We start from the raw sequence: 22,619 nt of genomic DNA, 5'->3' as shown, positions 1-22,619 counted from the left end.
ATGCGTGACCTGGCCGGCTTCCTGCGCAGCCGCCGTGAGCGGATGGCGCCCATCGGCACCGGACGCCGCCGCACCCCCGGCCGCCGCCGGGAGGAGATCGCGGCGGCCGCGGGCATGTCCATCGACTACTACACACGCCTCGAACAGGCTCGTGGCCCGCATCCGTCGGTGTCTGTGCTGCACGGCATCGCACGCGCGTTGGAGCTCAACGCGGACGAGCGCGCGCACCTGTTCCGGTTGGCCGGCGAGGCGGTGCCGGAGGAGCCTCCCTCACCGTCGGTCCGGCCCGGCGTCCGGCTGCTGCTCGACCGGCTGCGGGACGACCTCGCGGTGGTGTTCTCCGACGTGGGGGACGTGCTCGCCGCGACACCGCGGGCCGAGCTGGTGTTCGGCGAGCTCGTGGGCAGGAACCTGTTCAGGGCGTTCTTCCTGACCGATGAGAGCTGGGTTCCCGACGAGGACCGCGAGGACGTCGCCCGCGCGCACGTCGCCGACCTCAGGGCCACGGTCGCCCGGCGTCCCGCCGCGCAGTCGTTGGCCGACGAGCTGATGGCGAGCCCGCTGTTCGCCCGCCTGTGGGCCGAGCACGACGTGGCGGTGCGCCGGTCGGCCACCAAGCGGTTGCGGCATCCGGTCGCGGGCCTGCTGGAGTTCGACTGCGAGGTGCTCGGCGCGCCGGAGCACGACCAGCGGCTCGTGATCCACACCGCACCTGAGGGCAGCGTCACCGCGCGGCGGCTGGCTCTGCTCGCGAGCACGGGAGAAGCCGCAGGTAGGATGCCTGAACCGTGGACTCCCGTACCCGTCTCCCCGTCGTCGGCATGATCGGCGGCGGGCAGCTCGCCCGCATGACGCACCAGGCCGCGATCCCGCTCGGTCAGTCGCTTCGCGTGCTCGCCGTCTCCGAGAACGACCCCGCCGCGCTGGTCGCGCGGGACGTGGTGCTCGGCACGCACACCGACCTCGACGCGTTGCGCGCGTTCGCGAAGGGCTGCGAGGTCGTCACGTTCGACCACGAGCACGTGCCCTCCGAGCACCTGCGCACGTTGGTCGCCGAGGGCGTGAAGGTGCACCCCGGTCCGGATGCGCTGCAGTACGCGCAGGACAAGCTGAAGATGCGTGTGCGGCTGGCCGAGCTGGGGCTGCCGGTGCCGCCGTTCGCCGAGGTGCACGACGTGCGCGACGTGCTGAAGTTCGGCGCCGCGCACGGCTGGCCGTGCGTGCTGAAGGCGATCCGCGGCGGCTACGACGGCCGTGGCGTGTGGATGCTGAACCAGCCGCACAGCGCCGAGCTGGTCGTGCCCGAGCTGCTGGAGGCCGGGACGCCGCTGATGGTCGAGCAGTGCGTGCCGATGCGCCGCGAGCTCGCGGCCGTGGTCGCGCGTTCACCGTTCGGGCAGGGCGCGGCGTGGCCCGTCGTCGAGACCGTGCAGTCCGAGGGCATCTGCGTCGAGGTGCTGGCCCCGGCGCCCGCGCTCGACGGCGCGGCGGCCCAGGAGCTGGCGCTCAAGGTCGCCGACGCGCTCGGCGTGGTCGGCGTGCTGGCCGTCGAGCTGTTCGAGACCGCGGACGGCGTCGTGGTGAACGAGCTCGCGATGCGCCCGCACAACTCCGGCCACTGGTCGATCGAAGGTGCCCGCACGTCCCAGTTCGAGCAGCACCTGCGCGCCGTCCTCGACTACCCGCTCGGCCGCACCGACCTGATGGCGCCCGCGGTGGTGATGGCGAACGTGCTCGGCGCGTCCGAACCGCCGGCCATGGGCCCCGACGAGCGCGTGCACCACCTGTTCGCGCGCTTCCCGGACGCGCACGTGCACCTCTACGGCAAAGAGGAACGGCCGGGCCGCAAGGTCGGCCACGTGACGTTCCTCGGCAACGACATGGCCGAGGTCCGCCAGCGCGCGCGGTTGGCCGCCGACTGGCTGTCCACCGGTACTTGGTCAGACGGATACGACATTCACGGGAGCTCGGAGTGACTCAGGTTGGCGTGATCATGGGCAGCGACTCGGACTGGCCGGTGATGAAGGCGGCCACCGAGGCCCTCGCCGAGTTCGACGTCTCGTTCGAGGTGAGCGTCGTCTCCGCGCACCGCACCCCGCAGCGCATGCTCGACTACGCGACCTCCGCCGCCTCGCGCGGTCTGCGCGTGATCATCGCGGGCGCGGGCGGTGCCGCCCACCTGCCGGGCATGGTCGCCTCCGCCACCGTGCTCCCGGTGATCGGCGTGCCGGTGCCGCTGAAGTACCTCGACGGCATGGACTCCCTGCTGTCGATCGTGCAGATGCCCGCGGGCGTCCCGGTGGCCACGGTCTCAGTGGGTGGCGCGCGCAACGCGGGCCTGCTGGCCGTCCGCATGCTGGCTTCTTCTGACGTGGAGCTGCAGGAGCGCATGGCCCGCTTCCAGGCAGAACTCGAGCAGCTCGTGCTGGACAAGGACGCGGCGCTGCAGAAGTCCCTCTGAGTGCGCAACAGCACACCGGCGCCCGTGGTGAACGGGCGCTAACATCGTGCCGAGTACTCGCTACCCGGAGGTAACAAGGTGAACCCGAGCTTCGGCACCTACCAGCTCGCCGAGGAGCACGAGGCGCTGCGAGAGGCCGTCCGCTCGCTCGCCGAGAAGGAGATCAAGCCGTTCGCGGCCGAGGTCGACGAGAACGAGCGCTTCCCCGTCGAGGCCCACAACGCCCTCGTGAAGGCGGGCTTCGCGGCCGTCCACGTGCCGGAGGAGTACGACGGCCAGGGCGCGGACTCCGTCGCCACCTGCATCGTGATCGAGGAGGTCGCCCGCGTCTGCGGTTCGTCGTCCCTGATCCCGGCGGTGAACAAGCTCGGCACCATGCCGATCCTCCTGTCGGCCTCCGAGGAGCTGAAGCAGCTCGTCATGCCGTCCATCGCCTCCGGCGAGGCCATGGCGTCCTACGCCCTGTCGGAGCGCGAGGCGGGCTCCGACACCGCCTCCATGCGCACCCGCGCGGTGCTCGACGGTGACCACTGGGTCCTGAACGGCACCAAGTGCTGGATCACCAACGCGGGCGAGTCCTCCTGGTACACGGTCATGGCCGTGACCGACCCCAACGCCGCGAAGAAGTCCGCCGGCATCTCGGCGTTCGTCGTGCACAAGGACGACCCCGGCTTCTCGGTGGGCCCGAAGGAGCGCAAGCTCGGCATCAAGGGCTCGCCGACCCGCGAGATCTACTTCGAGAACTGCACGATCCCCGCCGACCGGATCATCGGCGAGCCCGGCACGGGCCTCAAGACCGCCCTGCGCACCCTGGACCACACGCGCCCGACGATCGGCGCGCAGGCCGTGGGCATCGCCCAGGGCGCCCTGGAGGCCGCGGTCGCGTACGTCAAGGACCGCAAGCAGTTCGGCAAGTCCATTTCGGACTTCCAGGGCGTGCAGTTCATGCTCGCCGACATGGCCATGAAGATCGAGGCGGCCCGCCACATGGTCTACGTGGCCGCGGCCAAGGCCGAGCGCGGCGAGCCGAACATCGGCTTCATCACCGCTGCCGCCAAGTGCTTCGCCTCCGACGTCGCGATGGAGGTCACGACGGACGCGGTACAGCTGTTCGGTGGCGCCGGCTACACGCGGGACTTCCCGGTCGAGCGGATGATGCGGGACGCGAAGATCACGCAGATCTACGAGGGCACCAACCAGATCCAGCGCGTCGTGATGTCGCGCTCGATCCTCAACGGCTGAGCTCGCGTTCCAGCTCCCTGAGCGGAACGACGGTGCAGTCGCGCAGTTCGCGGATCAGCGCGGAGGCGACGACCCGTCGAACCGCTGGGTCGTGATAGGCGAAGTTTCCCGCTGTGGCGGCGGACGGGGCGAGCACGCTTTCCCGGTAGAGCACGCCCCGTACCGCCGCGATCGGGTACTCCCGGACGCGGACGGTCACGGCTCCACGCCGCAAGGCGGGGCACAGTCGCATCGCGACTGGCACGCACGGCAGGCACACCGGCGGCTCCACCGCAGCCATGCCTTCCGGCCACCGCGGCCAGTCGTCGCGGTGATCTCGTTGTAGCCACAGGACTCCGTCGTCGGTCTGGTCCGCCGGTCCGCCGCAGACCTGGCACAGCAACAGTTCCATCGCGCGTCGCTGCCGCAACGGATGAACCCGAGCGAACTCGGGCCGGCCGACGTGGGGGCGCAGAGCGGTCTGCCGCCACAGCACCCCGTGCCGGTCCCGATCGCTCAGCAGTTCGTTGGCGTATCCGATGCTGTGATCCGACCGTTCGACCAGCACGCACGGCAGGTCTTGCTCGGCACTCCACGCGGTGATGTACGGCGCGATGGGCACGTTCGGCATGGCGACCACCTATTCTGTACAGAACCTGCGACCGCTAGTGAAGCGCAGTTCTGTACAGAAAGGCAAGTCAGTCTTCTGAGGTGAACTTGTACTCGAGGACGTAGGACGCTGAGTCGAGCACCATCTCGTTGACCTCGACTGGCTGGTCATCGGCGGTGAAAGCCGTCCGCACGATCAGGATCACCGGATTGCCCTGAGCGAGTTCGAGAGCCTCGCGCTCGGCTTCTCTGGGCATGCGGACGCGGAGTTCTTCGCGGAACCTCGTCGGCTCGTGGCCCAGCTCCTTGAGCCGGGCGTACGCGCCACCCTCACCCGTGTCCACCTCGGTGATCGCGGAACCCGCGACGAGTGCTTCCGGGTAGTACGAGGTCGCGAGCTGGACGGGCTTGTCGTCGACCACGTACTTGCGTCGCCGTGCCACGACACGGGCGCCGTCGTCGAGGTTCAGCACCTCGGCGACAGGTGCGGGTGGCAGTTCCACGTCGACGGTCACGTTCTCGGTTCTTGGCCGCGTACCGACGTCGGCGGTCCAGATCGGACGGCCCGATCCCCACGAAGTGTTGGCTTGCAGTCGGTCTGGAGACACGCGCCTGATCGGCTTGAACTCGCGGACGAACGTTCCGGAGCCGCGTTTGGCGACGATCAGGCCTTCGTTCTTCAGCACGTCCAGCGCCCGCCGCGCGGTTGGTTGCTCCACGCCGTACTGGCTCGTGAGGTCGTTCTCGCCGGGAACTCGGCTGCCGGGTGGCAGCTCGCCGGAGTCGATCTGCTCGCGGAGGTCGTTCGCGATGTCCCGATAGCCAACGCGCCCTGGCTGGGCGTTGCCGGTCATGAGCCATCTCCTCAGCGGGGCCGCGGTTCTGTACAGCGACCAAGCTACCCCGCGTGGGCGGGAGGTTCTAGGCGGCCACGCAGGTGCCGAACGCCTCGCCGATCGCCCCCTTGGCCCCCAGCACGCACGGCGAGTCCGCCGTCAACGACTTGTCCGAGATCTGCTGGGCGAACGCGAGCGCGACGTTCATCATCCGCGTCGGGCTGCCGCTGTCCACGGCCGCCTTCACCGCCGCCGCCCGCGCCTGCTCCGTCGCGCAGTTCAGGTCCGTGCCGAACTTGTCGACGCGCGGTAGCCACAACGCCTTCGTGCCGGGGGCGCACGGTGCGACGAGCCAGCGGGTGCCTGTCGCGGCGGTGGCGGGCTGGGTGGAGAGCGCGACGAAGCTGAGCGTGAGGGCCAGAGCAGCGAGAAGTCGTCTCATGTACCCGAACGTAACCGCGCCCAACCACCCCTACCGGGGGAACCGTGAACACGGTCGGTGAATACGCTCTGTCTCTCCAGACCTAAGTGGACTGCATGTGCGGCAACGGTTTTCTCACAGCGTGGCCAGCACCTCGCCCAGCCGCTCGTAGCTGCGTCCGGCGCCGTCCGCCATCCCGCTCGCCAGCACGGCGTCGCGCGCTTCCTGCGACACCAGCCGCATCGTCGTGGTCATCGTCGTCTGCCCACCGGACTCGGCGAACTCCACGACGGTGATGGCCGGCGGGTTGTCCTCGAACTGCTCAGTGTTCACGATGCGCGAGTACGGCGTGACCTCGGTGTACTCGCCGTGCATCTCGAACGCGCCGGAGCCGTCGGGCAACGCCCAGCCGTAGCGCCACTTGCCGCCGACGCGCAGGTCGACCTCGCAGATCGGCATCTCCCAGCCGTCGGGGCCGAGCAGCCAGCGCCGCAGCAGCGAAGGCGTGGTGAAGGCCTCCCAGACCAGGGCGGCGGGCGCGTCGAACGTGCGGGACATGGCGATCTCGGTGTCGGACGGGAGCGTCACGGTGGTGCCGAACTTGACGGTGCTCATTGCTCTTTCTCCTTCATCTCGGTCAAGAGTGCGTCCAGGCGCGTATAGCTCGCATCCCAGAAGCGGCGGTAGTTCTCGGCCCACACCGCGACCTCGCGCAGAGGCGTGGCGTCGAGCCGGCAGGGGCGCCACTGGGCTTCCCGGCCGCGGGTGATCAGGCCTGCCTTCTCCAGCACGCGCAGGTGCTTGGAGATCGCCGGGCCGCTGATGTCGAACGGCTCGGAGAGCTCCTTCACCGTGGCGGGGCCCTCGGTGAGCCGCGCGAGGATCGCCCGGCGGGTCGGGTCCGCCAGTGCGGCGAAGGTGGCGCTCAGCTGGTCCATCTCGTACCTAACCACTTGGTTATCTAACCGTTGGGTTAAGTAGGCCGCACGGGCGGCCGTCTGTCAAGCCCCGGCTTCAAGATCGACATCCCGGATAACGCTTTTCGATCCTGCACATTTATTCGAGAAATGGCCCGGACGGACCTTTTTCTGGCCGGTGTGGAATGGGAGTTCTGCTGAATAGAGCAACTTCGCAGACGGTGCTGGACAGCAGGTCAGCGGCATCGCTACGTTCGCAAAGCCGCAAGTTGACCCTCTTTAAATGGGGTATTTCGAATGAGAGCGAAAAGAACTGTTTCATTAGCGTTCGGATTCGTGCTGGCTGCTTCTGTGTTCGTGCCGACCGCGCAGGCGGCATCGAACGGCAGCTCTGCCAGCCTGGCCAGAACGTCCGACAACAAGATCCAGACGGCTGCGGCGGCGGAGGCGTACTGGACGCCCGAGCGCATGGCCGCCGCCATCCCGGCCGAAGGTCCTGCCACGGTCAAGGCCTCGTCCGCACACCAGCCCTCGGGTCGTGCGGGCAGCATCGACGGTGCCGCGCCGTCGGTGAAGGTCCAGAACCAGCAGGCGCAGGGCGACGTCGGGACGTTGCTCAACGAGTCGCAGACGGTCGGCAAGGTGTTCTTCACCAACCCGGCCAACGGCCTGAACTACGTGTGCTCGGCCGCGACTGTCAACAGTGGCAAGAAGAAGCTGGTCCAGACGGCGGGGCACTGCGTGCACGGCGGTGCCGGTGGCCAGTGGATGACCAACTGGGTGTTCGTGCCTCGCTACCGCAACGGCGCGCGCCCCTTCGGTACGTGGTATGCGTACCAGCTCACCGCTCGTACTGCGTGGGTCAACTCCAGCAGCAGTGACGAGGACATGGGCATCGTGATCATGCAGACCAACGGCGGCAACTCGATCGTGAACGTGGTTGGTGGCAACGGGTTGCGCTGGAACTGGGGCTACTCGGTGTACGTGACGGTGCTGGGCTACCCGGCCGCGCCGCCGTTCACCGGTGAGCTGCAGTACTACTGCCAGGGCACGACCTACAACCCGCACGGGCAGGAGGTCGAGATCGCCTGCAACATGACCGGTGGTTCGAGCGGTGGCCCGTGGCTGCAGGAGTACAACGACCAGAACGGGCTGGGCTACATCAACAGCGTGGTCAGCCACCGGCACTCCAACGCGAACGTGATGGACGGGCCGTACTTCGACAACGACATCAAGAGCCTCTACGACTTCGCGGAGTCCCTGTCCCCGTGACGTCGAATCTCCCGAAGGCCGGGTCCTGCACCCGGCCTTCGGGCAACCCGGGAGACCCCGTGTTCCGTCCTCACGGCATGAGCTACCGAGTTCTCGTCGCCGTCATCGCCGTCGCCCTGCTGGCCACCGGGTGCGGCGCCAGGTCCGCAGGGCTTGGGGGGAGCGACGTGCGGGGAAAAGTGTTCAAGTCCACGGCCGTGACCGAGCAGGGCAAGCCGCGTGCCCTGGTCGAGGGCACGGTGATCGAGTTGCACTTCACCGAGGACGGCAGACTCATCGCCAATGCCGGCTGCAACATGATGCAGGGCCCGGTGGCGCTCGACGGGGGCAAGGTCGCGGTGGACGACCTCAGCAGCACGGCCATGGGATGCCCCAGTCCCGACCTGCACAAGCAGGACGAGTGGTTGACGAAGCTGCTCTCCGCCAAGCCGTCGTGGAAGCTCGACGGCACGGACCTGGTGATCACCGGGCCGGACACCGAGATCGTGCTTTCGGCCGAGGCACCGGCGAAGCTCGAAGGCGGGACCTGGAAGCTCACCAGCCTCGTCCAGGCGGACGCGGTGTCGTCGGTCCCCGGTGGGGTGCCGGCCACGCTGCAGTTCCAGGACGGCAAGGTGACCGCGTTCACCGGCTGCAACAACGCTTCCGGGTCGTACAAAGTGGATGGTCGGACCATCGCGTTCGACTCGGTGTCCGTCACCTACAAGGCGTGCGGACCGGACGAGATGGCGGCCGAGAAGGCGATGCTGGGCGTGCTGTCGGGCCAGGTCACGTACAAGATCGACCGCAGCTCGCTGACCCTCACCAACGCCAAGGGTGAAGGCGTGCAGCTGCGGAAGTAGCGAACAGGCCGGGTCGCGCACGAAGCGTGACCCGGCCTGCCTCGAAGAGATCAGGACTTCCGTGCCTCCGCTACCCGGCGGGCCTGGGTCTTCTCGAACTTCTTGCCCTGCTTCTCACTGATCGGCACGGCGTCGAAGTACTCACGACCGGAGTCGATGCGGTACAGCAGATCTGTCCGCTCCCACTTCAGGTTCGTGCTGAAGACCTCGGGGTGCTCGCCACCCGTCCGCACCACGACGTACGGGTTGTCCACCGTGTGCGCGTTGCCCACGATCGCGAAGTACTGGTGGCTCATGGCAGTCCAATCTACTCCGGCTACGCGGGGAACTTCGGGATCTGGACGGCACCCTCCGGGAACGGCACGTCACCGAAGATCAGCGCGGCCTGCGCCTCGCTGAAGGCGATCTCCAGATCGGTTGTGCCCGGCACGCGCCGCAGCTCGTACCACGGATGCTCGAACGACTTCGCACTCAGGCTCTTGTCCGTGTGGAACTGGAACTCGAAGAGCTGCTTGGTCTGGGGGTCTCGCCAGGTGGTGTTGATACCCCGGTACTTGTTGTTGTTCTGGTTCTTCAGCCAGAAGTTCTTGACCTGGACCTTCTCGAACTTGGCCTCCAGCTTCGCGATCGCGTTCGCGACCGCGTCGGCGTACACGGCGTCGTCCACCACCATTGTGTAGCGGACGGCGTCGTTGATCTCGCTGAGCACTGAGTCGACGTTCGAGTTGTCCGACAGCATGTCGACGACTTTGCGTTTCAGCGAGTCGGCGCTCTTGAGCCTCTTGTCGAAGCCTTCCAGCCGCGCACTGCCGTAACCCGGCTCGGCCTTGACCTCCTTGACGACGTCCTGGAGCTTCGGGGAGATGTCCTTCTCCGCAGCCTTGGCCTTGTTGAGGAAGTCGTCGACGGCCTTGTTGGGGATCTTGTCCAGCTTGAGCGTCTGGCCGAACTCCTCCATGGTCCAGACACCGTCCTTGACCACACCCGCCGGCGCGGTCAACGGCGTGGGTGGCGGAACGCGTTCCAGCTGCTCGAACTTGAACGAGGCGTTCTCGAGCTTCGCCGTGCCGTTCTCCAGCAGGCGGATCGCGGGGGTGAGGCGGTTGCCGCTGCCGTCGAGCGCTCCCTCGATGCGCGCGATCGAGCTCTCCAACCTGGAGAGATCACCCTCGGCCCTGAGCTCCAGGTCCGCGACTTTGTAGAGCCTGCCGTCGATCCCGGCCACCGCACCGGACAGCTTGGCGATGCCGTTCTCCACCCGCACGGACATGTTGAGGACCTCGGCCGAGGCGCGCGGCAGCATGCCCGGCAGCGCGAAGTCGTCCGCCAGCTTGACCACGAAGCTGCCGAACTTGCCGACGCCCTCGGCGAGCCGGGTCGTGGCCTTCGTGATCGCCGACGCGGCGACCCCGAGCACCTTGGACAGCGCGCTGCCGCTGCCACCGAGCGGCGCGGTCGCCGCGGCCGCCAGCACGTCGAACGTCAACAGGCCGAACGCCTTGCCGGGGTTCTCGTGCCACACGTCCAGGTGGATCAGCTTGTACGGGTTGTGGGCGAGGTCCTTGATGCCCGCCCAGATCTCGCTGCACGCCGGCGTGCTCGCCGCCGACACGGCCTGCACACCGCACTCGCCCAGCTTGACGAGGCCCTGCCACATGTTCGCGGCACCCTCGGCGAAGCCCTTGGCGGCCTCGACCGCGAAGTTGGCGATCTTCTTGGTCGACTCCTTGAACCGGTCGCAGGCGGCCGCGTCGCCGCCGTAGCAGAGGGCGGCGTCCTTGGCGTAGTCGCCGAGGGCCGCGAGCGCCGTGCCGACCGCGTCGCCGACCTTGGCCGCGACCTCCTTGCACTTCGGGTCCGTGAGGTCCTGCTTGCAGGCCATCGCACCCATCAGGCCGTCGAGGAACTCCTTGTTGAGCTCGTCCTTCTTGCGCTGCTCGGACTCCCTGGCGATCCGCTCCGCTTCCGCCGCGCGCTGCTTGGCGTCGAGGAACTGGTCGAGGTGCGTGCTGACCTCGTTCTCGAACGTGTGGATCGAGGCCGTCGCCTTGATCGCCCACTGGTGGATGGCCTCGGCGGCGGCCGCGGCCTGACCGGCGGACTGCGCGGCGCTGGACGCGACCGCTGCGGCGTTGCCCGCACTGACGGCGTCGGAACGGGCCGACGCCGCGGACTGCGCCGCGGACGAGGCTGCGGAGTGCGCGCCGGCGGCGTGCTGGGACGCCTCGTTCGCCGCGTTGTTCGCGGCGACCGCGTACTGCGCGGCCTGGTTCGCCGACTGCGCGGCACGGGCGGCCGCTTCGTAGGCGGGCTTCACGTCGGCGATCGCGCGGTCGGCGGCCTGCTGTGCCGCCGTGGCCGCGCGGGCCGCCTCGTCCGCCTTCTCGCGTGCGGAACGGGACTGCTCCTCACCGAGCAGCAGTGCTTTCGACGCGGTCTCCAGCGCACGACGGGCGTCGCCGTTGATCCCCGCGTACGGCCTCTCGATCACCTCCGCCATGCGAGCCGGATCGATGATCATCGACGCCGACGCGGCGGCCGCGGCCGAAGCCCGGTCGGCGATCGTCGACTGCCACACCGCGGCGTTGGCCTCGCTCACCGCGGCCTCGGCTTCGAGGCGGGTGTTGTCGGCCGACGCCTCGGTCGCCACCGCGAGGTTGGTCGCCTCGATCGCGAGCCGGTTCGCCTCGTCGGCGGCCCGGCGCGCGGTCACGGCCTCCTGGTCGGCACGTGCGGCGGCCGCGCGTGCCGTGCGTGCGGCTGCTGCCGCCTGCTGGGCTTCGGAGTTCGCCGCCGCCGCTGCCGCACGGGCGCGTCCGGCCCACGCTTCGGCGGCGTTGGCCTCGGTGCGGGCCCGGCTCGCCGCCGCGGCGATGTCCTTCGTCGCCTCGTCGGCGTCCTTGCCCTCCCGGATGGCCTGTTCCTTGGCCGTCCGCAGCGCGGTCTCGACCTGCTCGGCGAAGCTGACCTTGCCCAGGCAGACCGACGTGGCCGTCTGGAGCTGGCGGCCGGTGGTCGTGGCGGCGTCGATCGCGGCCTGCTCACGTGAGCTCGCCTCGAGCGCGTCGCCGTGCGCCTTGACCGCGGCCTGCGCCTTGCTGACCGCGTTGGACGCCGCGGACTGCGCGTTCAACCGGTAGTTGCGGGCCTTGGTGGCGTGCTGGCGTGCGCTGGTGGCCGCGTTCTGCGCGATCACCTTCTGCTGGGCCGCCTTGTCACGCGCGGCGACCGCGATCTCCTGCTGCTTGCGCGCCGCCTCTGCCAGGCTCGCGGCCTGAGCCGCCTGCCTTTCCGCCTCTTCGCGGTACTTCCTGGCGTTCTGGGCGTGTTCCTGCGCACCGGCGTTCGCGTCCAGCGCGCGGCTGTCCGCGAGCGTCGCCTCGACGGCGTGCTGCGCGGTCTCGGTCGCCTTGGCCGCCGCCTCGACCGCGCTGCCGATCCCGATGGTGACCTTGGCCCAGTCCAGGCCGTTGGTCAGGCCGGTGTCGACCAGCCGGACCGCCGCGTTCTGCGCCTGTGCGGTCGCCTCCGCGGCGGAAAGTGACGCCCTGGCACCGGATTCGGCGTACCGGGTGGCTTCGGCGCGCAACGCGTCGATGTCGGCGTCACGGCCCTTGTGACCGCTGGCGCGGCCGGGCTTGTCCTCCTGCAGGATCTGGTCGGCGCGGTGCGCGGCCTTGGCGGCCATGTTCATGGCCATCGTGCCGTCGTCGAGCGCCTTGACCGCGTTGATGTTCGCGCGCACGATCTCCGCCCGCGCGTTGGCCGCGGCCTCGGCACGACGGGCGACCGCGGTCAGTTCGGTGATCGCCTTGTTGCGGTCGATCAACGCCTGCTCGATGGTCGCCTGGAAGTCGTGGTCGAGCTTGTTCGCCTCGGCGTAGCCGGTGAGGTAGAACTCGCGGATCAGGGCGTAGTCACCGCGGATCAGCAGCGCCTCGCCCTCGAGCTTCACCTGCGGGCCGCCGTGCTCGACCATGTCCTTGACGCGCGCGGTGATCCGCTCCTGCTCGGCCTTGTCGTCCTCGGCCTGCTGCTTGTCCTGCTTGAGCGCGATCTCGTAGCCGTAGGCCACGAAGTCCTTGATCGCCTGGTCGCCGGCGTTCAACGCGGCCTGCGCGCCCGCCTTGACGTTCGGACCGCCGGTGGCCGCCCAGCCCTCGACCTTGCGGCGGTTCTCCGCGGCCTCGGCGCGCTTGCGTTCCGCCGCCTTGGCCCTCGCCTCGGTCTCGCCGTGGTCGAGGAACCAGATCAGCTTCTCTTTGGTGTTCTCGGCCAGCGCGGCCTTCGCCGCGTCGCGGACCTCGACGTCCTCCGCGTGGTCGGCGATGTCCTGGACGAGCTGCTTGTAGAACTCGTACTCCTCGGCCACCGGCTCGGCGGCCGAGGACTGCTGCAGCTGGAGCACCGGTGCGGGTCGCTGTGGTGCGGCGATGGCGGGCAGGTTGCCGCCTGCCAACGCCAGCACCACCGTGATGATGACGGCCGTGATCGACCGGCGCCGCCACGCGGCGACGCTGGGTTCTGTGGTGCGCATGGTGTCAGCTGTCCCCCTGGTCGCGGTCGATCGCCGCGAGGGCGTTCGACCGCGCTTGTGCGGCGATGCTTCGCCACGAGTTCGCCTGCTGCAGAGCCCACTCGGCCTCGTCCGCCCAGGACGTGTTGCCCTGTTCGGCCCGTGCGAGCACCGCTGCCCAGTCTTGTTCCGTCTGCGCCGCACGTGCGTGCGCCGCGACCGATGCCCAGCCGGCCGCCTGCGTGTCCGCCTTGGCCTTCTCCGCAGTCCAGTCCACAGAGGACTGACCGGCCTGTCCCTCGATCTCGCGCCACGCGGCGATCGCGTCGGCACGTGCCTTGCGGGCGAGCTCGCCGCTCGACTCGCGTTCGGCCTTCTCCGCGGCCAGTGCCGCCTCGGTCAGCGTGCGGATCTTGCTGTGCCAGATGTCGTTCTGGTCGGAGGTGTTGCGGCGGAACGCCTCGTTGTCGAGGTCGGCCCCGATTCCCCAGTAGTACTTGAAGAACAGCCCGATCGCCGCCTCGGTTCCCGTCGACAACGCGCGGTTCGCGGCCGCGCGCACCTGTGGGCCGGGGTCGTTCGCGGCGAGGTCGGCCACGTAGTCGTGGTCCGCCTGCGCCATGCGGGCGAGCTTCTCCTCGTACTTGTTGTTGTTGACGCGGTCCAGTTCCTGAGCCCGAGCAAGTCCACTTTGGACGTACTCGGCCTGTGCCGCGGGTGTGTCCACCAGTGCTCTGGCGGACGTCGCCCGCACCGCGCTGCCGGTCAGCGAGAAGTCGTTGACCCGCTTGATGTACTTGTAGTTCCGGTCGATCCGCTGCGCGGCCCGCGCCTTGGCGTCCGGGTACCCGACCGCCAGGAAGTCGACGAGTGCGGCCTCACCCGCGTTGCTGCGCAACGCGTTCCAGGCCTCCGCCCGCACTTCCGGCATCGAGTCCCGCAACGCCAGCCTCAGGACGAAGTCGTGGCGGAACGAGGCCAGTCCGACCTGGTTCTCCGCGACCGTCGCCGGGCCGGCGAGGGCGGCGGGAACACCGGTCGTCACGACCGTTCCCGCCGTGAGCGCGGCCCCCAGGACCGCGCGCAAGAGCGTTCTACGCTCCATGTACTTCCCCCAGTACCCCAGTAAAAAATGCTTTACCCCAGTAGAACTGCAACGGGCAGTGGTTGCCCGTGGAGTTCCTAACACGCATGTCAATGCAGGTCCGTTCGGCCTAAATGTGACCTGCATTACACAAAGAGCGGTTTCTTGCGGCGTGTGAAGGCGCGTGCATACAGTGCGCGCTGGCACCGGAATTCTTCTTCGCTGGGGCAACTGGGGCGGTGCCGACAACTTGATGAATCTTGGGGGATTCACTTGTCCAGATCCACTCTGGCCGGCCGCGGCATGCGCACGATCGCATCGCTCGCGGTAGCGGTCACTTTGGCGAGCGGTGCTCTCACCGCGCCGGCGATGGCCGCGCCCACCACGAGCTCGGACACCACGGCCTCGACGCAGGCCGCCGCACAGGAGTCCACAACGGAGCAACGCGAGCGCGCGGCCCGTGAGCTCAACATCATCCTCACGCCGGAGATGGCGGTGATGACCGACAAGAACTTCGTCATCACCTTGTGGCAGAAGGCCCGTGAGGGCAGCAACATCAAGTCCGCCGCGCTCGCGGCGTTCACCAACACCACGGACGAGAGCGCCTGCTACCGGTTCATCACCGCGGGCATCTTCGACGCGAGCGTGCTCGACCAGATCGAGGCGGCCAAGAAGGCCGAGCGCGACCGGCAACGCCTTGCGGCGGCAGCGGAAATCGGCTGGACCGACGTGACGCAGGCACTGCTCGACGGCTCGCTGGAGAACTTCGTCTTCAAGCTCTGGGAGCACGCCGAGGAGGGCAGCGACGTCAAGAAGGGCGCCGCCAACGTCCTCAAGACCGGCGCGACCGACGAGCAGCGCCAGGAGTTCGTCGTCAACGGCGTCTACGCCGCGTCGCGCGCGGACAAGCAGCGCAAGATCGAAGAGGCCGAACGCCTTGAGCGCGAACGGCTTGAGCGCGAGGCGAACCGCAAGGCCAAGGAGCAGGCCTGGGCCGCGGCGACGCAGTCGACCGCGACCGACGACCTGAAGAACCTCCCGGACCACGAGTTCATCTACGAGATCATCAAGCGCACCAGGGGTGTGCAGGTGAAGGCCAAGGCGCAGGTCGCCTACGACAGCACCGATCCCGCCGTGTGGAAGGCGTTCATCTTCACCGGCGTGCACGCCGCGCACCAGGCCGACATCGACGAGCAGGACCGGTTGGACAAGATCGAGGCGGAGCGCCAGATCCGCGTCATCCTGGACAAGGCCCTGGCCGACGGCTACCAGCCGAACCTGGTCGCCGCCGCCCGCGCCGCGCTGGCGGAGGGCACGAAGCTCGCCTACGACACGTTCCTCAACACCGGCCAGCACGCTGCCGCCAAGCAGGACCTGATCAAGCCCGCGGCCAACCGCGTGATCGAGCTGCAGGGCATCGGTTCCGGGCGCTGCCTGCAGGTCGCGGGTCTCTGGGACCAGCCGAACCAGGGCGCCAACGCCCCCGGTGCGGGCACCGAGCTGTGGGACTGCGTGCGCGGCCCGAAGCAGGTCTGGGAGCTGCAGTGGATGGCGGACGGGCAGTACCGCCTGAAGAACCTCGGTTCGCAGCTGTGCCTCGACGTCAACGGCAGCAGCGTCATCCAGAACACCTGCACCGAGCACCCGAACCAGCGCTGGCAGTTCCTGGAGAACGCCAACGGCACCTTCCAGCTGAAGAACATCGGCACCGGCCAGTTCGCCACCGCGGCGGACAACGGCACCGCCAACGCCACGCTGGTCGTGCAGTACACCAACACCAACGCGATCAACCAGCAGTGGCGGATCATCGACCCGAGCCACGTCTCGTGGACGAAGCAGATGACGCTGGGCACCATCCGCCTCAAGGGCGTGGAGTCCGGTCGCTGCCTGCAGGTCGCGGGTCTGTGGGACGTCCCGAACCAGGGCGCGCTCGCGGACCTCGCCGGCACCGAGATCTGGGACTGCGTGGGTGGCAACAAGATGGTGTGGGAGCTGGTCGACCTCGGGGACAAGAAGTACGCCCTGAAGAACAAGATGTCCGGCAAGTGCCTCGACGTGCGCTACGGCGACTACCACACCGGCACCCCGCTGATTCAGTACTCGTGCCACTTCGGTGCCCCGCAGCAGTGGGTGTTCATCGAGGGTGACAACGGCAGCGTCGGCCTGGTGAGCGTGCTCACCGGCAAGTTCGCGGACGTGGAGCAGCGCAGGACGCCCAACGGCTCGATCGTCTCGCAGTGCGAGGGCAACGGCCAGACCAACCAGCGCTGGACCGTTCAGCAGCTGACCACGGCCTGACCTGCACGAACCGTGTTGTGAAAGGCCCTCGCCGGCATCGGCGAGGGCCTTTCGCGTGTCCGGGGGAGAACCTGTGGGTTCGCTGTTGGGTTCCTCTCGTTTTCCTGAGGTCGTTCAAATCTGCACTAGATTTGGTTCGAAGTTGAACGACCGACAGTGGAACGACAGGATCGGGGAGCAGGCACCATGGTGAAGGACATCACCGCACTCATCGGCCGGATCGGCATCGGCATCGTGTTCGTCGCGCACGGCTGGCAGAAGTGGACCGAGTGGGGTCTGGCAGGAACCGGCGCGTCGTTCGAGAAGATGGGCGTGCCGCTGCCGTCGGTGTCGGCCGCGTTCGCCGCGATCGTCGAACTCGCCGGTGGCCTCGCGCTGATCGCCGGTGTCGCACTGCCGATCGCCGGTGTGCTGCTCGCGGTCGACATGCTCGGCGCGCTGTTCCTCGTGCACCTGCCGAACGGGCTGCTCGGCCAGGGCGGCTCCGAGCTCGTCGTGGTGCTCGGCGCGGCCGCGCTCGCGCTCGGCTTCAACGGTGGTGCCTACGCGCTGGACCGCGTGCTGTTCAAGAACAACAAGGTGCTCAACCCAGCTGCAGCGTAGTTTTCTCGCTCTCCCGGCGCGCGGCCAGGCGGCCCGCGTCGGGATTGCTCACCTGCACCAGTGAGCCACCGGCTGCCAGCACCGCCAGGAACCCTTCCAGCACACCGGAAGGCACGTCCCACTCCAAAGTGGACAAAACGCGCGGCTCGGCTCCCAGCTTCGCGCCGAGCTCGCGCGCCCGCGCGACCACCTCGTCCACAGTGGACTCACCGAGCGCTGGTGTCGAACCCTCGACCGCGGACCACGGCGTGAAGTCGTCACCGTGCACGCGCACGTCGTCGAGGTAGTCGACCGGCGCTCCGGCACCGCGGCCCCAGACGTCCAGCGACGCGACCGCCACGACGTCCGCGTCCGCCGTGCCGCCCGGCGGCACCACGGCCACCCGAGCGCGCTCACCGGCGCCGACCACGCGGGCGCCGCACCACCACGCGCCGAGCAGCAGGCCCGCCGTCTGCCAGTGCGCGGGCAGCAGCACCGCCACCGGGTCACCCGGCTCGACGTCGTGCTCGTCCCGCAGCCAGTTGGCCGTCTTGGCCGCCCAGTTCGCGGCCGTCGCGCGGGACAGCTCCATCCGCGTGCCCGCCGCGTCGTCGAAGTGCGTGATCAGCGGACGACCCGGATCGGCCTTCAGCAACGGCGTGAAGAGGATCTCGGTCACGCTCACGCGGCACTCCTAGTCGACGCAGGGCACATCCTGTTGGGCTGCCACGGCGTGCATGCCGTCCAGCGAGAGCAGCTTCTCAGGACCGAACTTCGCGGGCGTGGTGGGGGTCGTGGACGACGGCACCGGCTTGGGCGTCTCGCCGATCTGCTGTGCCACCCACGCCCTCACCGCGTCGCGGTCCACCGTGACCACGCTCTGACCGCGCTCGTTGCGCGCGTCGATGTTCGTCACCGGGATCGTGGCGAACTCCACGTTGCCCGACGCGAGGCCCTGTGCCTGCGCGGCGAGCGTCGCGAGGTCCAGCTTCTCGTCCACCACGACCGACTTCGAGACGGCGTCCAGCAGGCCCTTCAACCGGCCCGCGTCGGTGAACGTGCCCGCGGACAGCAGCTGTTTCATCGCCTGCGACATGAACACCTGCTGGCGTGCGATGCGGCCGAGGTCACCACCGGGCATGTTCCGCTGCCGCACGAACGACAGCGCGTCGCCGCCGGAGATGACCTGCTCACCGGCGCGGAAGTTCGCGCCCGAGTTGGGGTCCGACGTGCCGGCCTTCAGACACACCTTCACACCGCCGATCACCTCGGTCAGCAGGTAGAAGCCGTAGAGGTTGATCTCGGCGTAGTGGTCGACCCGCATGCCGGTGAGGTCCTGCACGGCCTGCACCAGCGCCTTGCGCCCGGCCTCGTCCGACTTGCGCTCGCGTTCCTGCTGGTCGGTCACGCCCTCGGCCTGCAGCCGTTCGGCGGTCAGGTACTTCACCGCGCCGTAGGCCGAGTTGATCTTGTCCTCGCGGAAGCCCGCGATCGGCACGTACGTGTCGCGGGGGATCGAGATCGCGCTCACCTTGCCGCCGTTGCGCGGCACCCGCAGCACGATGATCGTGTCGGTGTTCACCGTGTCCGTGCCCTCGGTGCGCAGCTTGCGCAGCACGTCCGGCGGCAGCGGGCGGCCCTGGGCGTCGGTGCGGCTGTCGCTGCCGACGAGCAGGATGTCCATCGCCCCGTCCTCGACCGCGGGCGAGTTCGGGATGTCCTCCAGCACGTTGAGGATCTGCGTGGTGTTGGTGTTCTCCTTGACCAGCTTGAGCGCGGCCCAGAAGTAGCCGGAGAACACCAGCGTCGTCACGGCGACCAGCGCGACGACCGTCCGGCCGGCGACCAGTGCGGTCTTCTTCGCGCGGGTGGCAGCGCTCAACGTACGTCCTCCGTGTGCTGGATATGCGTGCTCAGCGTAACGATCGGAAGCCCGTCGCGCCGGGGGATTCAGTTCACGCAGACCAGTCCGGCCGCTGTGATCGGCGGCGCACTGCTCGACGGGGCCGTCGACGACGAGCCGGGCACACCCTGCGGGTCGACGTCCTCCTCGTCGTTCACCGGCGCGGAGTAGTCGGTGCCGACGAAGACCTGCACCTGTCCACTTCGGACGGAGGCGTCCTGCTGGACGCCGACGTTCGGCCCGAGCTCGGCCGCGACCTTGCGGGCGGAGCCCTCCTCACCCGCCGCGTACCTCACCACGGTGGTGTCGCTGGTCTGCGGCGCCGAGGCGACCGCGCCGCGCTTGAACCCCTTGGCGGCCAACGTGTTCATCACGGTGCTGGCGAGACCCTGCACGTTCGCCGCGTTGAAGACCTGGACGGTGATCGACGAGTTCGGCGGCGCGGGCAGCGTCGTGGTCGGCGCCGCCGAGCTGGACGGGGACTTGTCCGCCGCGAGGCTCGTGAGGAACTTCCGCACCTGCGCCGGGTTCACCGGCAGGACGTTGCCGTCGCCGTAAGTGTCCATCGGGTCACCGACCGGGATGGTGCGGAACTCGAAGTTGCCGCCCACCAGGCCCTGCATCTGCTCGGCGAACGTGGTGATGTCCCAGCCGGAGCTGAGGACCACCGACTTCTGCACGGCCTCGACCAGCCCGTTCAGCTTGCCCGGGTCGGTCAGCGTGCCGCTCGACAGCACCTTCTTGGCCAGCGCCCCGATGAACACCTGCTGCCGCACGATGCGGTCGAGGTCGCCACCGGGGAGGTTCTTGCGCTGCCGGACGAACGACAGCGCCCGCGCGCCCTCGATCGTCTGCGGGCCCGCCTTGAAGTTCGCGCCCGAGTCGCGGTCCGAGGTGTCCTCCTTCAGACACACCTCGACCCCGCCGATGGCCTTCGTGACCTCGTAGAAGCTCGCGAGGTTGACCTCGGCGTACCGGTCGACCCGCACGGTGCCGCCGGTCATGTTCTCGATCGTCTTGATCAACGTCTTGCGGCCCGCGGCCATCGACTCGGTGCGGATCTTCTGCTCGTCCGTCTCGCCATTGGCGCGCAGCTGCTGGTCGACGGTGTTGCGCTGGCGGGCGAACGCCGAGTTGAGCTTGTGCTTGCCGAACCCGTCGGCCAGTTCCACATAGGAGTCGCGGGGGAACGAGATCGCGACCGCGCGCGTGCCGTCGACCGGGATGTGCACCAGGATCATCGTGTCGGTGTTCTGCTCGCCGTCGGCGTACCCGCCGTTGAGCAGGGCCAGCGCCTCCTCCGACAGGGGGTTGCCCTGCGCGTCGGTGCGGCTGTCCATGCCGACCAGGAGGATGTCGACGGCGCCGTCGAGCGGCTTGGGGCCCTGCTTGGTGAGCTCTTCCGAGATGACCTCGGTTTTGACGATGCCGTCGTTCGCGGCCCGGAGCTTGCCCCAGCCGTAGGACGTGAGCAGGAGCACACCTGTCGAGACGAGCGCGACGAAGATCTTCCCCGTCACCAGGAACGCGCGGAAAGCCGCCGACGGCCGGGTCGCCTGCACCCTGACCGGCAGGCTTCTGCCTTCCACTGTTTCCTCCCCCACCACGCCGAGTTTAGTCGTTTATAAGACACACGACGTGACGTCGCTGTGGGTTGCAGCGATGAGCCACGTGACAGACTGCGAGCGGGGAACACCACGGGAGGAACTGAGCATGCGCGTACTGGTGACAGGTGGGGCCGGGTTCATCGGCTCGCACTACGTGCGGGAGTTGGTGAGCGGCTCGTACCCGGCCTTCGCGGGTGCCGAGGTGGTGGTGCTGGACAAGCTCACCTACGCGGGCAGTGAGACCAACCTCGCACAGGTCGCCGGCAAGTTCGAGTTCGTCCGCGGCGACATCTGCGACCCGGCCGTGGTCGCCGAGCAGATGCGCGGCACCGACGTCGTGGTGCACTTCGCCGCCGAGTCGCACGTCGACCGCTCCATCACGGGCTCTGCCGACTTCGTGCTGACCAACGTCCTCGGCACCCAGACCCTGCTGCAGGGCGCGCTGAACGCGGGTGTCGGCCGGTTCGTGCACGTGTCGACCGACGAGGTCTACGGCTCGATCGAGGAGGGTTCCTGGTCGGAGACGCACATCCTGGAGCCGAACTCGCCGTACTCGGCCTCGAAGGCCTCTTCGGACCTGCTCGCGCGCGCGTTCCACCGGACGCACGGGCTGCCGGTGAGCATCACTCGGTGCTCGAACAACTACGGGCCGTACCAGTTCCCCGAAAAGGTGATTCCGCTCTTCGTCACCAATCTGATCGACGGCAGGAAGGTGCCGCTGTACGGCGACGGCCTGAACGTGCGCGACTGGCTGCACGTCGCCGACCACTGCCGCGGCATCCAGCTCGTCGCCGAGGCCGGCCGGCCGGGTGAGATCTACAACATCGGCGGCGGCACCGAGCTCACCAACCGCGAGCTGACCGAGAAGCTGCTCGCCGCGACCGGCCGCGACTGGTCGTTCGTCGAGCCGGTGACCGACCGCTTGGGTCACGACCGCCGCTACTCCGTGGACATCTCCAAGATCTCGTCCGAGCTGGGCTACGCGCCGCAGGTCGACTTCGCCGTGGGCCTCGCGGACACGGTGGAGTGGTACCGCGAGAACCGGGCCTGGTGGGAGCCGCTCAAGGAGCGCGCCGGGCTGGCGAAGGGCTGACGGCGTTGATCCTCGTTCCCGGTGGTCGTGGTCAGCTCGGCCACGACCTCGCCGCCCTGTCACCCGACGTCCGCGCGGTGTCGTCCGCCGAGCTGGACGTGACCCGCGTCGGTCCGGCCGATCTCGCCGGCGCCTCCGCGGTGATCAACTGTGCCGCGTACACCGCGGTCGACGCGGCCGAGACTGACGAGGACCGCGCGTTCGAGGTGAACGGCGTCGGTCCCGGCCTGCTGGCCGAAGCGTGCGCGTCCCTTGGCATTCCGCTGATCCACGTGTCGACGGACTACGTGTTCGCCGGTGACGGCACACGGCCGTACGAGCCGTCCGACCCGGTCGGCCCGAAGTCCGCGTACGGACGCACGAAGCTCGAAGGCGAACGCCGCGTGCTGGCCGCGGGCGGGTGGGTCGTGCGCACCTCGTGGGTCTACGGAGCGCACGGCTCGAACTTCGTGAAGACCATGGCGGCACTGGAGTCCTCGCACCCCGAACTGTCCGTTGTGGACGACCAGCTCGGCTCGCCGACGTGGTCGCACGACCTCGCCGCCGGCCTGCTGGAACTCGTCTCGGTGCTGCCGCAGGCCCGCCTGCTGCACGCGACCGGAGGCGGCGAGACGACGTGGTTCGGCTTCGCCCAGGCGATCTTCGCCGAACTGGGCGCCGACCCGGCCCGCGTGCGGCCGTGCACCACCGCCGACTACCCGCGACCGGCCCCGCGACCCGCCTACTCGGTGCTGTCGGGCGCGGCGTGGGCAGCAGCGGGACTGCGCCCTTTGCCGCACTGGCGAAGCGCCCTTTCGGAGGCGTTCAAGGCAGGGGTGGTAGCTCCCCGTACCGGTGCTGCGCCATTGGGGTGACCGGTCTGGCACGGTCGTTCCAAGTGCGGGAACCTGTTCGGCATGTTCGATTCCGGGCGCACCCCCCAGCGTCCCGCGACAGCGGATTCCGATCGGCAGCGCT

The 22,619-nt window shown here is 68.8% G+C and carries 21 protein-coding genes; 10 read left to right on the top strand and 11 right to left on the bottom strand.

The features are described 5' to 3' along the window. The 4 genes from ACWEIJ_RS01450 to ACWEIJ_RS01435 all read left to right on the top strand — a co-directional run bounded on the left by ACWEIJ_RS01450 (window position 1) and on the right by ACWEIJ_RS01435 (window position 3,703). Complete coding sequence (locus ACWEIJ_RS01450) at window positions 1–825, top strand: helix-turn-helix transcriptional regulator (RefSeq protein WP_449835242.1); 825 nt, start codon at window positions 1–3, stop codon at window positions 823–825. Continuing rightward, a complete protein-coding gene (locus ACWEIJ_RS01445; RefSeq protein ID WP_449835241.1) occupies window positions 789–1,976 on the top strand; it encodes a 5-(carboxyamino)imidazole ribonucleotide synthase in 1,188 nt (395 codons plus the stop codon). Before ACWEIJ_RS01450 ends, ACWEIJ_RS01445 begins: the two co-directional genes overlap by 37 nt. Next, window positions 1,973–2,461, top strand: a complete 489-nt coding sequence (gene purE, locus ACWEIJ_RS01440; RefSeq protein WP_449835240.1) for a 5-(carboxyamino)imidazole ribonucleotide mutase — start codon at window positions 1,973–1,975, stop codon at window positions 2,459–2,461. Before ACWEIJ_RS01445 ends, purE begins: the two co-directional genes overlap by 4 nt. 78 nt (window positions 2,462–2,539) lie before the next feature. Beyond that, window positions 2,540–3,703 (top strand): acyl-CoA dehydrogenase, encoded by a 1,164-nt coding sequence (locus ACWEIJ_RS01435; protein ID WP_449835239.1) that lies wholly within the window; start codon window positions 2,540–2,542, stop codon window positions 3,701–3,703. Here ACWEIJ_RS01435 and ACWEIJ_RS01430 read toward each other — a convergent pair. The 5 genes from ACWEIJ_RS01430 to ACWEIJ_RS01410 form a co-directional block, all read right to left on the bottom strand. Then, window positions 3,693–4,313 (bottom strand): hypothetical protein, encoded by a 621-nt coding sequence (locus tag ACWEIJ_RS01430; protein WP_449835238.1) that lies wholly within the window; start codon window positions 4,311–4,313, stop codon window positions 3,693–3,695. The genes ACWEIJ_RS01435 and ACWEIJ_RS01430 overlap by 11 nt on opposite strands. Window positions 4,314–4,380: 67 nt before the next feature. Then, complete coding sequence (locus ACWEIJ_RS01425; RefSeq protein ID WP_449835237.1) at window positions 4,381–5,145, bottom strand: GntR family transcriptional regulator; 765 nt, start codon at window positions 5,143–5,145, stop codon at window positions 4,381–4,383. Between the two features lie 67 nt (window positions 5,146–5,212). Next, entirely contained in the window at window positions 5,213–5,569 is a 357-nt protein-coding gene (locus ACWEIJ_RS01420) for a hypothetical protein (RefSeq protein ID WP_449835236.1), read from the bottom strand. A 114-nt stretch (window positions 5,570–5,683) separates the two neighbouring features. Beyond that, on the bottom strand, window positions 5,684–6,163 hold the full coding sequence (locus tag ACWEIJ_RS01415; RefSeq protein WP_449835235.1) for an SRPBCC family protein: 480 nt from the start codon (window positions 6,161–6,163) through the stop codon (window positions 5,684–5,686). Then, window positions 6,160–6,486, bottom strand: coding sequence for an ArsR/SmtB family transcription factor (locus ACWEIJ_RS01410; protein WP_449835725.1), 327 nt, complete (start codon window positions 6,484–6,486; stop codon window positions 6,160–6,162). Before ACWEIJ_RS01410 ends, ACWEIJ_RS01415 begins: the two co-directional genes overlap by 4 nt. A gap of 315 nt (window positions 6,487–6,801) precedes the next feature. Between ACWEIJ_RS01410 and ACWEIJ_RS01405 the strand changes: the two genes are divergently transcribed. Together ACWEIJ_RS01405 and ACWEIJ_RS01400 are read left to right on the top strand one after the other, a co-directional pair. Then, window positions 6,802–7,737, top strand: a complete 936-nt coding sequence (locus ACWEIJ_RS01405) for a trypsin-like serine peptidase (protein WP_449835234.1) — start codon at window positions 6,802–6,804, stop codon at window positions 7,735–7,737. A gap of 77 nt (window positions 7,738–7,814) precedes the next feature. Then, window positions 7,815–8,579 carry an META domain-containing protein gene (locus tag ACWEIJ_RS01400; RefSeq protein WP_449835233.1) on the top strand — a complete coding sequence of 255 codons (765 nt, stop codon included), beginning with the start codon at window positions 7,815–7,817 and terminating at the stop codon, window positions 8,577–8,579. A 50-nt stretch (window positions 8,580–8,629) separates the two neighbouring features. Here the strand turns inward: ACWEIJ_RS01400 and ACWEIJ_RS01395 are convergent, their stop codons facing one another. From ACWEIJ_RS01395 to ACWEIJ_RS01385, 3 genes are read right to left on the bottom strand one after another with little or no spacing between them, the layout of a single operon-like run. Continuing rightward, entirely contained in the window at window positions 8,630–8,875 is a 246-nt protein-coding gene (locus ACWEIJ_RS01395; protein WP_449835232.1) for a hypothetical protein, read from the bottom strand. Between the two features lie 20 nt (window positions 8,876–8,895). Beyond that, a complete protein-coding gene (locus ACWEIJ_RS01390) occupies window positions 8,896–13,116 on the bottom strand; it encodes a hypothetical protein (protein ID WP_449835231.1) in 4,221 nt (1,406 codons plus the stop codon). A 4-nt stretch (window positions 13,117–13,120) separates the two neighbouring features. Next, on the bottom strand, window positions 13,121–14,200 hold the full coding sequence (locus tag ACWEIJ_RS01385) for a hypothetical protein (protein ID WP_449835230.1): 1,080 nt from the start codon (window positions 14,198–14,200) through the stop codon (window positions 13,121–13,123). A gap of 252 nt (window positions 14,201–14,452) precedes the next feature. On the opposite strand from ACWEIJ_RS01385, the gene ACWEIJ_RS01380 reads away from it, so the two are divergent. Both ACWEIJ_RS01380 and ACWEIJ_RS01375 read left to right on the top strand, forming a co-directional pair. Beyond that, window positions 14,453–16,477 carry an RICIN domain-containing protein gene (locus ACWEIJ_RS01380; RefSeq protein ID WP_449835229.1) on the top strand — a complete coding sequence of 675 codons (2,025 nt, stop codon included), beginning with the start codon at window positions 14,453–14,455 and terminating at the stop codon, window positions 16,475–16,477. Window positions 16,478–16,663: 186 nt separating this feature from the next. Further along, window positions 16,664–17,080 (top strand): DoxX family protein, encoded by a 417-nt coding sequence (locus tag ACWEIJ_RS01375; protein WP_449835228.1) that lies wholly within the window; start codon window positions 16,664–16,666, stop codon window positions 17,078–17,080. On the opposite strand, the gene ACWEIJ_RS01370 is transcribed toward ACWEIJ_RS01375, so the two are convergent. The 3 genes from ACWEIJ_RS01370 to ACWEIJ_RS01360 all read right to left on the bottom strand — a co-directional run bounded on the left by ACWEIJ_RS01370 (window position 17,061) and on the right by ACWEIJ_RS01360 (window position 20,566). After that, window positions 17,061–17,744: a TIGR03089 family protein gene (locus ACWEIJ_RS01370; RefSeq protein ID WP_449835227.1), complete on the bottom strand. Its 684-nt coding sequence runs from the start codon at window positions 17,742–17,744 to the stop codon at window positions 17,061–17,063. The two genes, ACWEIJ_RS01375 and ACWEIJ_RS01370, sit on opposite strands and share 20 nt — an antisense overlap. Window positions 17,745–17,753: 9 nt before the next feature. Next, the gene (locus ACWEIJ_RS01365) at window positions 17,754–18,941 is read right to left on the bottom strand and encodes an LCP family protein (protein WP_449835226.1); all 1,188 of its coding nucleotides are present in this window, start codon (window positions 18,939–18,941) and stop codon (window positions 17,754–17,756) included. A gap of 68 nt (window positions 18,942–19,009) precedes the next feature. Continuing rightward, window positions 19,010–20,566, bottom strand: coding sequence for an LCP family protein (locus tag ACWEIJ_RS01360; RefSeq protein ID WP_449835225.1), 1,557 nt, complete (start codon window positions 20,564–20,566; stop codon window positions 19,010–19,012). Between the two features lie 109 nt (window positions 20,567–20,675). Here ACWEIJ_RS01360 and rfbB point away from each other — a divergent pair, with 109 nt between their 5' ends. Both rfbB and rfbD read left to right on the top strand, forming a co-directional pair. Next, complete coding sequence (gene rfbB / locus ACWEIJ_RS01355) at window positions 20,676–21,662, top strand: dTDP-glucose 4,6-dehydratase (protein WP_449835224.1); 987 nt, start codon at window positions 20,676–20,678, stop codon at window positions 21,660–21,662. Beyond that, on the top strand, window positions 21,659–22,516 hold the full coding sequence (gene rfbD / locus ACWEIJ_RS01350; protein ID WP_449835724.1) for a dTDP-4-dehydrorhamnose reductase: 858 nt from the start codon (window positions 21,659–21,661) through the stop codon (window positions 22,514–22,516). The genes rfbB and rfbD overlap by 4 nt, the downstream gene beginning before the upstream one ends. Window positions 22,517–22,619 lie beyond the last annotated feature (103 nt).

It is taken from the genome of Lentzea sp. NPDC004789 (assembly GCF_053601075.1).
The sequence above is the reverse complement of the archived record's forward strand: the minus strand, read 5'-3'. Positions and strand labels throughout refer to the sequence as shown.